This window comes from Pseudomonas sp. ATCC 43928 (assembly GCF_005938665.2).
Lineage (GTDB): Bacteria > Pseudomonadota > Gammaproteobacteria > Pseudomonadales > Pseudomonadaceae > Aquipseudomonas.
In genome coordinates this window covers 5,049,720-5,063,322 of the sequence record NZ_CP041753.1, presented here as the reverse complement: position 1 = coordinate 5,063,322, position 13,603 = coordinate 5,049,720, and the positions used below count along the sequence as shown (strand labels likewise).

General features: G+C 60.8%; 12 protein-coding genes. 4 read left to right on the top strand and 8 right to left on the bottom strand.

What is annotated here, in order from left to right:
* Window positions 1-85: 85 nt before the first annotated feature.
* Together FFH90_RS23085 and FFH90_RS30460 are read left to right on the top strand one after the other, a co-directional pair.
* Window positions 86-979 carry a LysR family transcriptional regulator gene (locus FFH90_RS23085; RefSeq protein ID WP_138866141.1) on the top strand — a complete coding sequence of 298 codons (894 nt, stop codon included), beginning with the start codon at window positions 86-88 and terminating at the stop codon, window positions 977-979.
* Between the two features lie 140 nt (window positions 980-1,119).
* Window positions 1,120-1,248, top strand: coding sequence for a PA1414 family protein (locus tag FFH90_RS30460; protein ID WP_007914492.1), 129 nt, complete (start codon window positions 1,120-1,122; stop codon window positions 1,246-1,248).
* A gap of 186 nt (window positions 1,249-1,434) precedes the next feature.
* On the opposite strand, the gene FFH90_RS23080 is transcribed toward FFH90_RS30460, so the two are convergent.
* The 5 genes from FFH90_RS23080 to speB all read right to left on the bottom strand — a co-directional run bounded on the left by FFH90_RS23080 (window position 1,435) and on the right by speB (window position 6,488).
* The gene (locus FFH90_RS23080; RefSeq protein ID WP_026345692.1) at window positions 1,435-1,686 is read right to left on the bottom strand and encodes a phosphopantetheine-containing protein; all 252 of its coding nucleotides are present in this window, start codon (window positions 1,684-1,686) and stop codon (window positions 1,435-1,437) included.
* Window positions 1,687-1,933: 247 nt separating this feature from the next.
* Window positions 1,934-3,313, bottom strand: a complete 1,380-nt coding sequence (locus FFH90_RS23075) for a sodium:solute symporter (RefSeq protein ID WP_018929904.1) — start codon at window positions 3,311-3,313, stop codon at window positions 1,934-1,936.
* A 226-nt stretch (window positions 3,314-3,539) separates the two neighbouring features.
* Window positions 3,540-5,051 (bottom strand): cytosine permease, encoded by a 1,512-nt coding sequence (locus FFH90_RS23065; RefSeq protein ID WP_138866140.1) that lies wholly within the window; start codon window positions 5,049-5,051, stop codon window positions 3,540-3,542.
* A gap of 54 nt (window positions 5,052-5,105) precedes the next feature.
* Window positions 5,106-5,528: a nuclear transport factor 2 family protein gene (locus FFH90_RS23060; protein ID WP_111454427.1), complete on the bottom strand. Its 423-nt coding sequence runs from the start codon at window positions 5,526-5,528 to the stop codon at window positions 5,106-5,108.
* A 9-nt stretch (window positions 5,529-5,537) separates the two neighbouring features.
* The gene (gene speB / locus FFH90_RS23055) at window positions 5,538-6,488 is read right to left on the bottom strand and encodes an agmatinase (protein WP_007942156.1); all 951 of its coding nucleotides are present in this window, start codon (window positions 6,486-6,488) and stop codon (window positions 5,538-5,540) included.
* 357 nt (window positions 6,489-6,845) lie between these two features.
* Here speB and FFH90_RS23050 point away from each other — a divergent pair, with 357 nt between their 5' ends.
* Both FFH90_RS23050 and FFH90_RS23045 read left to right on the top strand, forming a co-directional pair.
* Window positions 6,846-7,739: a LysR family transcriptional regulator gene (locus tag FFH90_RS23050; protein ID WP_007938472.1), complete on the top strand. Its 894-nt coding sequence runs from the start codon at window positions 6,846-6,848 to the stop codon at window positions 7,737-7,739.
* Between the two features lie 4 nt (window positions 7,740-7,743).
* Window positions 7,744-8,337 (top strand): tRNA-uridine aminocarboxypropyltransferase, encoded by a 594-nt coding sequence (locus tag FFH90_RS23045; RefSeq protein WP_064619603.1) that lies wholly within the window; start codon window positions 7,744-7,746, stop codon window positions 8,335-8,337.
* Between the two features lie 152 nt (window positions 8,338-8,489).
* Here the strand turns inward: FFH90_RS23045 and FFH90_RS23035 are convergent, their stop codons facing one another.
* The 3 genes from FFH90_RS23035 to FFH90_RS23025 are packed head-to-tail and all read right to left on the bottom strand — an operon-like array spanning window position 8,490 to window position 13,411.
* The gene (locus tag FFH90_RS23035) at window positions 8,490-9,857 is read right to left on the bottom strand and encodes an HlyD family type I secretion periplasmic adaptor subunit (protein WP_064619601.1); all 1,368 of its coding nucleotides are present in this window, start codon (window positions 9,855-9,857) and stop codon (window positions 8,490-8,492) included.
* A gap of 9 nt (window positions 9,858-9,866) precedes the next feature.
* Entirely contained in the window at window positions 9,867-12,026 is a 2,160-nt protein-coding gene (locus tag FFH90_RS23030; RefSeq protein ID WP_138866139.1) for a type I secretion system permease/ATPase, read from the bottom strand.
* A gap of 26 nt (window positions 12,027-12,052) precedes the next feature.
* Window positions 12,053-13,411, bottom strand: a complete 1,359-nt coding sequence (locus FFH90_RS23025) for a TolC family outer membrane protein (protein ID WP_019648053.1) — start codon at window positions 13,409-13,411, stop codon at window positions 12,053-12,055.
* Window positions 13,412-13,603 lie beyond the last annotated feature (192 nt).

The window sequence follows — 13,603 nt, the reverse complement described above, 5'->3', positions numbered from 1 at the left end:
GGATCAATGACCGTCAGGCTAGGACTGATTGACTTTCTTTAAAAATGAATAATAGTGAGAAACTTGTTCTGATTTGGAGAATGGCGTGGAATTCAGCCAATTGCGGATTTTCCAGGCAGTGGCGGAAGAGGGCTCCATTACGCGAGCCGCCGAACGCCTGCATCGCGTGCCCTCCAACCTGTCGACCCGGCTTAAACAGCTCGAAGAGCAACTCGGTGTCGAACTGTTCGTACGCGAGCGTCAGCGTTTGCAGTTATCACCTGCGGGAAAAGTCCTGCTGGACTACACCACCAAGCTGTTCGCCTTGCATGACGAAGCTCACGCGGCGGTGCAGGGCGGGCAACCGGCCGGGGATTTCGTACTGGGCACCATGTACAGCACCGCCGCGATTCACTTGCCAGAGCTGTTGGCGCGTTATCACCGCCGCTACCCGGCGGTGAACCTGCAAGTGCAGTCGGGCCCCAGCGGTGAACTGCTCGAAGGGTTGCTCACCGGGCGCCTCGATGCGGCGCTGGTGGACGGCCCGCTGGAACTGGCCGGGCTCGACGGCGTGCCGTTGTGCGACGAACGGCTGGTGTTGATCAGCGAGGCCGATCATCCGCCGGTGCGCAGTGCGCTGGATGTCGAAGGGCGTTCGGTGTTCACGTTTCGCCAGGGCTGCTCCTACCGGATGCGCCTGGAAGCCTGGTTTGCCCATGACCATGCGGCCATGGGCCGACCCATGGAGATCGAGTCTTATCCGGGAATGCTGGCTTGCGTGATTGCCGGCTCTGGCGTGGCGCTGATGTCGGAGTCGATGCTCGCCAGTCTGCCGGGGCGTGAAAGCGTGGCGGTGCACCCGTTGGCCGAGCCGTTTGCCAGCGCGACCACCTGGCTGATGTGGCGCAAAGGCATGGTCGGGGCCAACCTGAATGCATGGATTGAGCAGCAGCAGGCGGTGTATCCGTCGACCATGGTCCAGGCCCAGTCAATTTCTTGAACTAACGTCCAAGGATTTGGATCAATTCAGTAACAGATCATTGCGATCTTGAGCGAGCATTGCGTAGGACTTCGGACTATTATCAGTGCGAAGGGGCTACAGAACTTCGGCCGCTCGGCACGACCCTGAAGGGGGGCATCATGAAAGAGAAAATCCAAAACTGGCTGCATGACCTGGGTGTCGCACTCGGTTTGATTGAACCGCCTCTGCAACCGGTGCCAATTCGCACTGATGACGAACAACGTCGCCGCCAGCAGCGCCGTCGGTAAGTCTGGCAAATCACCTGTGGCGAGGGAGCTTGCTCCCGCTGGGGCGCGCAGCGGCCCCATTCATCGCCACTCAGGTGGGTCAGCTTGAGCGCGAGTGCAGCGTGCGATTGCTGCGCAATCGAGCGGGAGCAAGCTCCCTCGCCACAGAGGTTCGTTCGGCCCATCGGATGTATTTAGCAATCCGTTTCAATACCGCCCAATCTCAATCAAAAACCGGGTCAAGTCATTCGCCGTCCTGGCAGTCTTGAGAATCCGGTCTTCTTCGGCGGTAAACGCCGTCAACCCCAACTGATCCTCCAGGCGGAAGATCAGCTCTTCAATATCCTCTTTGTCCAAGCCCAACTGCATCAGGTTGGTGTTGTCGTCGAAGTCATCCTGGTTTTCCAGCAGGCGGCGGATGCGACGATGCACGGCGGCACGAACGGCGGCTCTTGTCATGAGGTCCTTCTTCGAGAACGTTATGAGGTCCCTGACGCTGAGTACAGCAGGCTTCAGGCGTGTCGGCGCTGCCACTCGTCAATCATCGAGCGCAGATACTCTCCGGAAGGCTACCGAAATGCGTTCGATCTTGAACCACTGATCGCGGCTGACGATCTTCATGGGCAAATTCCTTCAGGCGAAAAAAAACGGGTGTGGCAACCGACGCCACACCCGCCGAAGAAAGCATCAGGTTGTTATAGAAATCTTAGGCAGCGCTCGCCACTACGGCCGGGCGACGGGATAGCAGGCTGACCACCACGAAACTCACCAGGCCCACGCCGAGGCTGTAGTAGATCGGAGTATTGGCGTCCATACCGTCCTTGATCATGAACAGCAGCGCAGTGGCAAAGCCCAGGCCCATGCTGGCGATGGCGCCGGCGGTGTTTGCGCGTTTCCAGAAGATCGCGCCGATCAGCGGGATCAGCATGCCGCCCACCAACAGGTTGTAAGCCAGGGTCAGCGCGCTGATCACGTCATGTACGACCAGAGCGATGCCGAGTACGACGATGCCGGTCAACAGGGTGAACAGGCGGTTCATGCCCAGGCTCGACTGTTTGCCTCCACGCAGTTTCGGCAGCAGGTCTTCGGTCAGTGTGGTGGCAGCGGCGAGCAGGCCGGCGCTGGCGGTGGACATCATGGCCGCCAGGGCCGCGGCGATCACCAGACCACGGATACCGTCCGGCAGGGACAGTTTGACGATGGCGGCGAAAGCGTTGTTGACGTTGTCCAGGTCCGGGATCAGCACGTGAGCGGCCATGCCGATCAGGGCGCAGGCCAGGCCGTAAAGGATGCAGTAGAAGCCTGCGAAGGTACCGGCGACCTGAGCCACTTTGGCGCTCTTGACGGTGAACACACGCTGCCAGATGTCTTGGCCGATCAGGATCCCGAAGAAGTAGATCATGAAGTAGGTGATGATGGTGTCCCAGCCAATCGTGGTGAAACTGAAGGCAGTGGCCGGCAGTTTCAACACCAATTCATCCCAGCCGCCAACGCGGTACAGGCAGATCGGCAACAGGATGAACATCAGGCCCACGGTCTTGATCACGAACTGGACGATGTCGGTCAAGGTCAGGGACCACATGCCTCCGATCGCAGAGTAGATCACCACCACGCCACCGCCGAGCAATACCGAGACCCAGAACGGCAGGCCGAACAGCACTTGCAGTACGGTGCCGATTGCCAGGATCGAAACTACGCCGATCATCAGCGCATACGCCAGCATGATCACCGCGCTCGCGGAGCGGGCCATCGGGTTGTAGCGTTTTTCCAGCACTTGGGTAACGGTGTAGATTTTCAGTTTCAGCAGCGGTTTGGCGAGGAACAGGTTCAGCGCCACGATCCCGCAGCCGAGTGCCGCGCACAGCCAGAAACCGGAGATGCCATGGACGTAGCCCAGGCGCACGGTGCCGACGGTGGACGCGCCGCCCAGAACGGTGGCGGCCATGGTGCCCATGTACATGCTCGGGCCGAGGTTGCGACCGGCGACCAAAAAGTCTTCGTTGGTCTTGGCCTTGCGCATGCCGTAATAGCCGAGCATCAGCATCGCGGCGGCGTAGATGAGTACGACGAATAAATCCAAAGCCATGATGGCGTGTCTCCGATTGTCTTTTTTATGGTGAGGCTGAATAGCAATATGGCCATGAGACCGCTTTTTGTGGCGAGGGAGCTTGCTCCCTCTGGGCTGCGAAGCATCCCCAAATCCTGCAACCAGGTTTCTTCTGGAGAACGCCCTAACCTGTTTTGCGACTGCTGCGCAGTCGAGCGGGAGCAAGCTCCCTCGCCACGGAAGTTCTGTTGACCACCGTGTTGAATCAGGCGGCTTGTCGCATCGCCGGTTTACCGAGCGAATCCGTGCCCTTGCTGCGTGCATCGTTGGGGCCGAACACCGCAGCCGACTCCGGGAACAGGCTCAGCAGCGTCAGGTACACCAGCGAAGCCAGGCCGAGGGTTACCGGCAGGCTGATGTCGATCCCGCCGGCCAGATTGCCGAGCGGCCCGACAAACTGCCCCGGCAGGTTCACGAAGCACAAACCGACCGCGGCACTCGGGATCCAGGCGCCCAGGCCACGCCAGTTCCAGCCGTGGGTGAACCAGTAGCGGCCACCTTTTTCGCCACGGGTGAACACTTGCAGGTCATCCGGGCAGTAAAAGCCGCGACGCACCAGCAGGCCGATGATCATGATCACCATCCATGGGGTGGTGCAGGTGATGATCAGCACGGCGAAGGTCGACACGCTCTGCACCAGGTTCGCTGCAAAGCGCCCGATGAAGATGAAGGCAATCGACATCACACCGATCAGCAGCGTCGCTTTAACCCGCGACAGGACCCGTGGAAACACACTGGACATGTCCAGCCCGGTGCCATACAGCGACGTGGTGCCGGTGGACATGCCGCCAATCACCGCAATCAGGCACACCGGCAGGAAGAACCAGCTCGGCGATACCGCCAGCAGGCCGCCGACGTAGTTGTTGGCCGCGATGTAGTCCGGTGCCTTGATCGCTACGATGGTGGCGGTGGCCAGGCCGAACAGGAACGGGATGAAGGTCGCGATCTGCGAGATCACCACGGCAGCCATGATCCGGCGCTTGGAGGTGTCACGCGGGATGTAGCGCGACCAGTCGCCGAGGAACGCCCCGAAGGAAATCGGGTTACTCATCGCCACCAGCGCAGCGCCGATGAAAGCCGCCCAGAAACCCGGTTGACCGAGGCTGACGCTGCCGGCGTAGTTCACATCGAAAGGACCGGCGAAGGCGAAGACGCCCAGCAGAAACAGCAGGCTGGCGCTCCACACGGCGATCTTGTTGACCCACAGCAGGAAGCGGAAGCCGTAGATGCACACTGTCAGCACCAGGATCGCGAACAGACCGTAGGCCAGGCCCAGGGTCAGGTCGGTTTCCGGCAGGCCGATCAGGCGTTTCGCACCACCGATCAACGCATCACCCGAACTCCATACCGAGAGCGAGAAGAAGGCGATAGCGGTCAACAGCGACAGGAACGAACCGACGATCCGCCCGTGCACGCCGAAGTGCGCACCGGACGACACGGCGTTGTTGGTGCCATTGAGTGGACCGAACAGGCCCATCGGCGCGAGGATCAGCGAGCCCAGCAACACACCCAGCACAATCGCCCAGACGCCCGCCTGAAAAGACAGGCCGAACAGTACCGGGAAACTGCCGAGCATGGCGGTGGCGAAGGTGTTGGAACCGCCGAAGATCATCCGGAACAAGTCCGTCGGGCCTGCGGTGCGTTCGTTGTCCGGGATCTGCTCGACCCCGTAGGTTTCAATTTGCGTAAGGCTTTGGTCTTTGTTGTTGTTATTCATGATCTGCTCCGATCATAAAGGCGCGCTCATCGTGCGTGAGCGTCACCTGTTTGGCTAAGGGGTTGGCAGCCCTTCCGGCATTGCGGACAAATGTTCGTGGCAGGCCAGCCATAGGCCTTGTTGTTCTTGGCCAGACGCCTGTTTCTTGAAAACAATCGTCTCGCGTTCCTGGCTGAAGTGTTGCTCCCCTTGCATGCGCAGCTCGGTGGCCACGTCATGGATGAAAATCGCCACGTCACCCTGCAGGCTGACGAAGGCGTTGCTCGAGGTGCACGACAGCACTTCGAAGCCGTCCTCGGCACGCCAGCTGTCCCACAACACCTGGTAGGCATCGCGCGACAGCAGGGGCTGTTCGAGGGTGTAGAACACGAAGCTGGCGTCGATGCTGAATGCGCCGAAGTAGGCTTCGCGATCGTTTCGGGCAAAGGCCGACACCAGTTCGGCGGCGGCATTGAGTACCTGATCACGTTCGTTCATGACCGATCCTCAGCGATGGACCACGCCTGGCAGTACGCAGAGCATTTCGTACAACAGGTTGGCGCCCAGCAGCGAGGTGTTGCCGGTGGTGTCGTACGCTGGCGAGACTTCTACCAAATCGCAGCCGACCAGGTCGAGGCCTTGGCAACCGCGCACGATTTCAATCGCCTGAATGGTCGTCAGACCGCCGATTTCCGGGGTGCCGGTGCCAGGAGCCCAGGCCGGATCGATGCCGTCGATATCGAAACTCAGGTACACCGGACCGTCGCCGACTTTCTCGCGAACTTCGGCCATCAGCGGCGCCAGGGATTTGTGCCAGCATTCTTCAGCCTGAACCACACGGAAACCCTGATTGCGGCTCCAGTTGAAGTCATCAGCGGTGTAGCCCTGAGCCCGCAGGCCAATTTGCACTACGCGGTCGCAATCCAGAAGACCTTCTTCTACCGCGCGACGGAAGGTGGTGCCGTGGGCGATTTTCTCGCCGAACATGTGATCGTTCACATCGGCGTGAGCGTCGATGTGCACCAGGCCGACCTTGCCGTGCTTTTTATGGATGGCACGCAGGATCGGCAGGGTGATGGTGTGGTCGCCGCCCAGCGTCAAGGGGATCACATCGTGTTCGAGGATATTGTCGTAGGCCTCTTCGATGATCCGCACGGCGTCCAGCAGGTTGAAGGTGTTGATCGCCACGTCACCGATATCGGCAACCGACAGCGAGTCGAACGGCGCAGCGCCGGTGGCCATGTTGTACGGACGGATCATCACCGATTCAGCGCGGATTTCACGCGGCCCGAAGCGGGTGCCGGGGCGCAGGGACGTGCCGATGTCCAGCGGGATGCCGATAAAGGCAGCGTCCAGGCCGGCAGCGGATGGCAAATGGGGGAGTCGCAGCATGGTGGCGATGCCGCCGAAGCGCGGCATTTCATTGCCGCCCAGTGGTTGGTGAAGAATCTTGTCCACGGGTAAGGCCTCATCGTCGTTGTTTTATTTATGCAGGTAAGCCGCTCGGGGAGAGACGGGCACCGCTGTGGGCCGATTCTGCGAAATGCAGTGGCCGGGAAGAATCGCTACGGGCAAATACTTAGTTCAGATTTTTCTAAACTAATGGCGGGCGGGAAGATAGACTCCCCACCATGCACCGAATCCTTGTGGCGAGGGAGCTTGCTCCCGCTGGGCTGCGAAGCGGCCCCAAAACCATTAAGCCCGGTTGCATCGGGCAGACCGCATGAGTCGGGTTTACGACTGCTTCGCAGCCGAGCGGGAGCAAGCTCCCTCGCCACAAAAGCAACATGCACTACCTTGCAATGGAGCCCCCCCATGGCCAACGCTTTACCCGACCTGAAACTATTGCGCATCTTCGTCAGCGTGGTCCGCCATCAGGGGTTCGCCAACGCCCAGCACGAGCTCAATCTCTCGACGTCGGCCATCAGCACCTACATGAGCCAGCTCGAAGCGGCCCTCGGCCTGGTGCTGTGCCATCGTGGTCGCGGCGGTTTCAGCCTGACCAGCAAGGGCGAGCTGTTCCATCAGGAAACCCTGCGTCTGTTGGCCGAACTCGAAGGTTTCGAACAATACGCCGCCGCCCTCAAAGGCGAATTGCGCGGCACGTTGAACCTGGGGGTGATCGATTCCACCGTCAGCGACAAGGCCTTGCCATTCGCCGAAGCCATCGGCGCCTACAGCCAGGAACACCCGGCGGTGCACTTGCATCTCTCGGTCATGAGCCCATACGAACTGCAACTCGGCGTGCAGGACAACCGCCTCGACCTGGCCATTGGTGCCTTTTCCACGCGCATGAGCGGTCTGGTCTACATGCCGCTCTACCGCGAGCAACACTGGCTGTATTGCAGCAGCCGTCATCCGCTGTTCAACGAGCGGCGCATCCCCGAACAGGTCATCACCCAGCAACGCATGGTCGGTCGCGGCTATTGGAGCCAGGCCGAACTGGCGCGTCATGGTTTCAAGCACAGCGCGGCGACCGTGGAAAGTATGGAGGCCCAATTGATTCTGGTGCTGTCCGGCGCCTACATCGGTTACCTGCCGGAGCACTACGCCCAGGCCTGGGCCGACAAGGGGGATTTGCGCGTACTGCTGCCGGCGACGTTCGGTTATCAGGCGCCATTCTCGATGATCGTGCGCCGTGGCCGTAGCCGCGAGCCGCTGATCCAGACCTTCCGTGATTTGCTCAAAGCACAGCTCAATCAGGCTTAAGAAAATGTCCAGAATCCAGTGCCCGCGCTGCCTGCGCCCGCAAACCCATTGTCTGTGCCCACTGATCCCAAGCCTGGATAGCCGCACGCGGGTGTTGCTGTTGCAGCATCCGAGTGAAGTGAACCATGCATTGAATACCGCACGATTGGCTGCGTTGGGACTCAAGAATGCCGAGTTGATCGTGGGCGAGGTGTTCGAGGATTTGCCGGCGTTGTTGAATCAACCGGGCTATCAGGCGCGGCTGTTGTTTCCCGGTGAAGATGCGCAGCCGATGCAGGCGTACACCGCGAGTGATAAGCCGCTACTGCTGGTGGTTCCGGACGGTACCTGGCGCAAGGCGCGCAAGATGCTGCACCTCAATCCATTGCTGGCGGCGTTGCCGAGAGTGACATTGGCCGAGGGCGGGGTGTCGCGTTATCGCTTGCGCAAGGCACCTGGGCCTGGGGCGTTGTCGACGGTGGAGGCGATTGTGCAGGCGTTGCAGACCCTCGAAGCACCGAGCAGTTTCGAGCCGTTATTAAAGCCGTTCGAGGCGCTGATCGAGGGGCAGATTGCGGCGATGGGGGAGGAGACCTATCAGAAGAATCACGGCCGGTGATGACTTGTGGCGAGGGAGCTTGCTCCCGCTGGGCTGCGCAGCAGCCCCAAAACCATTCAGCCTGTGTGTCAGGGAAATCATGCTGACAGGTTTTGGGAGCGCTTCGCACTCCAGCGGGAGCAAGCTCCCTCGCCACAGGGACAGCGTGAGACTTAGCGTTCGCGCATCGCCTCGGTCCGTGCCTTCAACACCGGTTTAAGCAGGTAATCCAGCACGCTTTTCTCCCCGGTAATAATGTCCACCGTCGCCACCATCCCCGGAATGATCAGCAGCGGTTTCACATCCCCGCCCAAGTGATTCTTGTCGGTCCTGACCTGAATCAGATAAAAGCTGTTGCCCTTGTCATCGGTGATGGTGTCCGCCCCGATCAACTCAAGCCTGGCACTCAACCCGCCATAAATCGTGTAGTCATAAGCGCTGAACTTGACCATGGCTTTCTGGCCCGGGTGCAGGAACGCCACGTCTTGAGGGCGGACCTTGGCCTCGATCAGCAGGTTGTCCTCCACGGGCACGATTTCCACCATGTCGCTGCCCGGCTGGACCACGCCGCCGATGGTATTAACCTTCAGCACTTTGATGATGCCGTGAACCGGCGACACCACGGTGGTGCGCGTTACCCGGTCGTCGATGGCAATGCTCGTGGCGGTGATTTTCGACAGGTCGGTGCGTTTCTCGTTCAGCTCTTTCGCCGCGTCCGAGCGGAAGGATTGTTCGGACTCGTCGATCTTGCTTTTGATCTCATTGATCGCCGATTCCGCCCGGGGAATCGCCAGGGTCGTGGCGTTCAACGAGCCGCGGATTTCCACCGCGCTGCGTTTGAGCCGCAGGATTTCCACCGGTGACACCGCCCCGGTGCCCACCAGCGGCGCCGACATGTTCATCTCTTGTTGCAGCAGCGCCAGGCTGGAGCTGAACTGCCCCTGTTTGGAACGGAATTCCGCCAGTTCCTGGGTTTTTTGCCGAAGTTGTTCAGTCAGCGTGCGCTGTTCGCTGGCCAGTCGGCGCTGGCGTTGTTCATACAGCGAGCGTTCGTCCTCGGCCACTTGCGGCGCCTTGGCGATCACTTCCTGCGACAGTGTGAATGGCCGGCCTTCCGCTTCGGCGGACAATCGTTCGACCTGCGCGATCAAGGCATAGCGGTCCGCTTCGCTTTCACCCTTGTTCGACAGGAATCGCGTGTCATCCAGGCGCAGCAAGGTGTCGCCCTTGTTCACCATTTGCCCTTCGCGAACGAAAATCTCGGTGACGATGCCGCCTTCCAGGTTCTGGATCACCTGTATCTTGCTCGACGGAATCGCCTTGCCTTCGCCCATGGTGACTTCCTGCAACACGGCGAATTTGGCCCAGACCAGCGCGCTGATCAGCAGCGCCGCCGCCAGCCACACGGTGATCCGCGACCAGCGCGGTGAATCCTGCAACGAGGCGCCGGCGGTTTCCGGCATGAACTCGCTCTCGGCACTTTTGCTGAAACTGCCGAAGTAGCTTCGGTCTTGCGCTGTGTCGGATGATGAACGGGCCATGGGGCGCTCCTAAACCGTCGCAGAGCCGACACGGCCCTTGCGCAATGCATCGATCACCGCTTCTTTCGGGCCGTCGGCGACGATCCGCCCGTTGTCCAGCACCACCAGCCGATCCACCAGGCTGAGCATCGAGGAGCGGTGGGTCACCAGCAGCACGGTTTTGCCCTGGACCCAGCCGTGGAGTTTCTGCCGCAGAAGGTCTTCGCTGCTGTTGTCCATGGCGCTGGTGGGTTCGTCGAGCAGCATGATTGGCGGATCGAGCAACAAGGCCCGCGCCAGCAACACCGCTTGCCGTTGCCCACCCGACAGCAACTGACCGCGCTCGCCCACCGGCCGATCAAACCCTTGTGGATGCTGACGCGCCAGTTCAGTCACGCCGGTCAGCTCAGCGACTTCAAGCATCCGGGCATCGCTGACATAACGGGCGCCGAGGGTCAGGTTGTCGCGCAGGCTGCCGGCCAACAAGGGCAGGTCGTGGGCGACATAGCCGATCTGTTGACGCAGGTCGGCGACGTCCAGTTGCCGCAGGTCCAGGCCATCGAGCAGCAACTGGCCTTCTTCCGGCGCGTAGAAACCCATCACCAGCCGCGCCAAGGTGCTTTTGCCCGAGCCGCTACGGCCGATGATGCCGATCCGCTCGCCCGGTTTCATGCTGAAGCTGACGTTGGCCAGGGCCGGCGCGTTCTGGCCGTTGTAGTGGAACGTTACGCCGCAGACGTCCAGGGCGCCTTGCAGTTGCGTGCGCTCCAGCGGCCGCTGCCTGGCGTCGCGCTCTTGCGGCAACGACATCAGCGAATCGGTGCTTTTCATGGTCAGTTGCGCTTGCTGGTAACGGGTGATCAGCCCGGCGATCTGCCCCAGCGGCGCGAGCACGCGGCTGCCGAGCATGTAGCTTGCCACCAGCGCACCTACGCTGAGGTTGCCGGCGATGATGCTATAGACCCCGGCGACGATGGTCGCCATGCCGGAGAACTGCTGAATGAACAGCGTGCCGTTGGTGGCCAGCGCGGAGAGGTTGCGCGCATGGCTGTCGAGGCGGGTGAGGGCGCCGTGGGTGCTTTCCCATTTGTGCTGGCGCTCGCTTTCAGCGCTGCAGGCCTTGAGGGTTTCCAGGCCGCCGAGGGTTTCGATCAGCAGGGCCTGGCGTTCGGCACCGAGGCTCAGACTCTTCTGCACGGTGTCGCGCAGGCGCGCCTGAATCACCATGGCGAAGAGGATCGTGATGGGGAAGGCCAGCAGTGGAATCACCACCAGCCAGCCGCCGAGCAGGCCGATCACCACCAGCATCAGCACAGCGAAGGGCATGTCGATCAGGCTGGTCAGCGTGACGGCGGTGAGAAACTCCCGCAGGCCCTGGAAGTCATGAATGCTCTGGGCGAAACCACCGATGGTTGCGGGTCGCGCTTTCATCGCCATGCCGGTGATGCGTTCGAACAGGGTCGCTGAAAGAATCACGTCGGTTTTCTTCCCGGCAGTGTCCAGCAAGTGCGCACGAACCACCCGCAGCACCAACTCAAAACCGGTGCCGATCAGCAGGCCGATCGACAGCACCCACAAGGTTGAAGTGGCCTGGTTCGGCACCACCCGGTCGTAGGTCTGCATTACGAACAGCGGCACCATCAGGCCCAGCAGGTTGATCAGGAAACTTGCCAGAATCGCATCGCTGTACAGCCATTTCGACAGCTTCAGCGTGTCGCGAAACCACGCCTCGACCCGCGGCACCAGCGGCGCGCGCAAGTCTTCGAGTTCATGCCGTGGCCGGGCGAACAAGGCCTGGCCGCTGTAGTTGGCGGCCAGCTCGTCCGTACTGACCCACTGTTCTCCGCCGTCGGCTTCGCTGGGCAGAATCAGCGCCTGACCATCGTCGCCCCAACGGCGCAAGACCGCGCAGCGGCCATGGTTGAGGATCAGCATCACCGGCAGGTTGAGCGCGGAAATATCCTTCAGTTCACGGCGCAGCACCCGCGCCTGCAAACTGGCCCGGGCCGCTGCGCGGGGCAGCAGGTCCAGGCTCAAGCGTTGGTGTGCCATTGGCAGCCCGGCACTCAGGCTGGCACGACTGACCGTCGCGCCGTGGAGTTTGCAGAGAATCAACAGGCCGTCCAGAAGCGGATCATCGAAACTAAGACGCGGATCGACACCCGTGTTGCCGGTTTCCATGCTGGTCACATTGATCGCTCCTACACGGCGTTACTTCATTTGAGTTCAGGCAAGCGCGCTTCGTTTTTCACTTCGGTGGCGGCGATCGCATCGGCGGGCAGCACCACCCGTTGCTTGCTCAACAACTGGCCCATGTTCGCCAGCACGCGGTACATCGAGAACTCCTCGGTGTAGCGCACTTCGGTGTAGCGGCGGTTGGCGTTGTAGAGCTCGTTTTCACTGTCGAGCAAGTCGAGCAGAGTCCGTTGGCCGAGACCGAACTGATCCTGATACGCCGCCCGTACTCGGGTGGTGGTTTCGGCGTATTCACGGGCGGTCGGGGTTTGTTTCTTGGCGTTTTGCATGGCGTTCCAGGCCAGGTGGATGTTCTCGTTGAGCTGGCGCAATGCGTTGTTGCGGATGTCCATCGCCTGGTTGATCTGATGCGCATCGGAGGCCAACCGGGCCTTGTCGCTGCCGCCACGGAACAGGTTGTAGTTCATCACCACGCCCACTCGCCATTCGTTGTCGTGGCCTTGATCGCCCTGCACATTGTTATTGGCGCCCACCGCTGCTTCGGCGTCGAAGCGTGGGTAGAACGGCGACTTGGCGACTTCGTACTGGCTCTCGGCCGATTGCACATCAGCCTGGGCGGATTTCAGGTAAGGGTTGTTTTCCACCATGCTCTGCTGGGCTTCGGGCAGGGTGGCGGGCAGTTCGCCGCGGGTCGACGGCGGCGCTTCGAGTTCATCGGGCATGCGCCCCACGACGCTGTAGAAATTCGCTTCGGCATCGGCCAGATCGACTTCGGCGGTGTCGAGGTTGTTTTGCGCCAGTGCCCGGCGAGCGGTGGACTGGTCGGCGTCGGCGTTGCTGCCGATCCCACGCTGGGTACGCAGGCCGATCTGATCGTTGACCCGCATGTGCGCTTGCAGATTGTTCTTGGCCAGGGTCACCAGTTCGCGGCGCTTGAGCACTTCGAGGTACACCTCGATGGTGCGCAGGGCCAGGTCCTGGGCGGTGCCTTGAGCGTAATAGGCCCGCGAGTTGGACACGCCTTTGGTGCGCGCGACCTCGTTGGCGGTGTTGAAACCATCAAACAGCATTTGCCGCAGGCGCAGTTCCGACTGGGTGTAGGTGAGGATTTCGGTGTTGTGATTGCCTCGCGACCGGGTGGTGGTGTTATCGCTGTAGCCGCGACCATAGGCGGCGTTCAAATCCACCGATGGATAAAAGCCCCCTTTAGCGACTTTAATCTGCTCGTCGGCCGAGAGCCGGGCATCGACCCGAGACGCCAGTTCCGGGTGGGTCGCAATGGTGCTCTGGATCGCCTCGGTCAATGACATCGCCTGAGCCTGAGAAGCGCAGGCCATGGCCAGCAGAATCGCACTGCAAAGGGGGGTTAAAACGCGCATGGGTGCATCTCCCTGATTCCTGATGGTGCTTAGCGGTCGCCATTTTTTTGACGATATTTTTAGATGAAACCGTTTCATGCCTGTAACAACAGAGCTAAGAACATCCTGAAGCGTAGCTAAGAAAAATTTTTCATAAGGGCTATGCCAAAAAAAACTTATGCGGCCTGAAAAATCCAGCACATTGTTCAATGC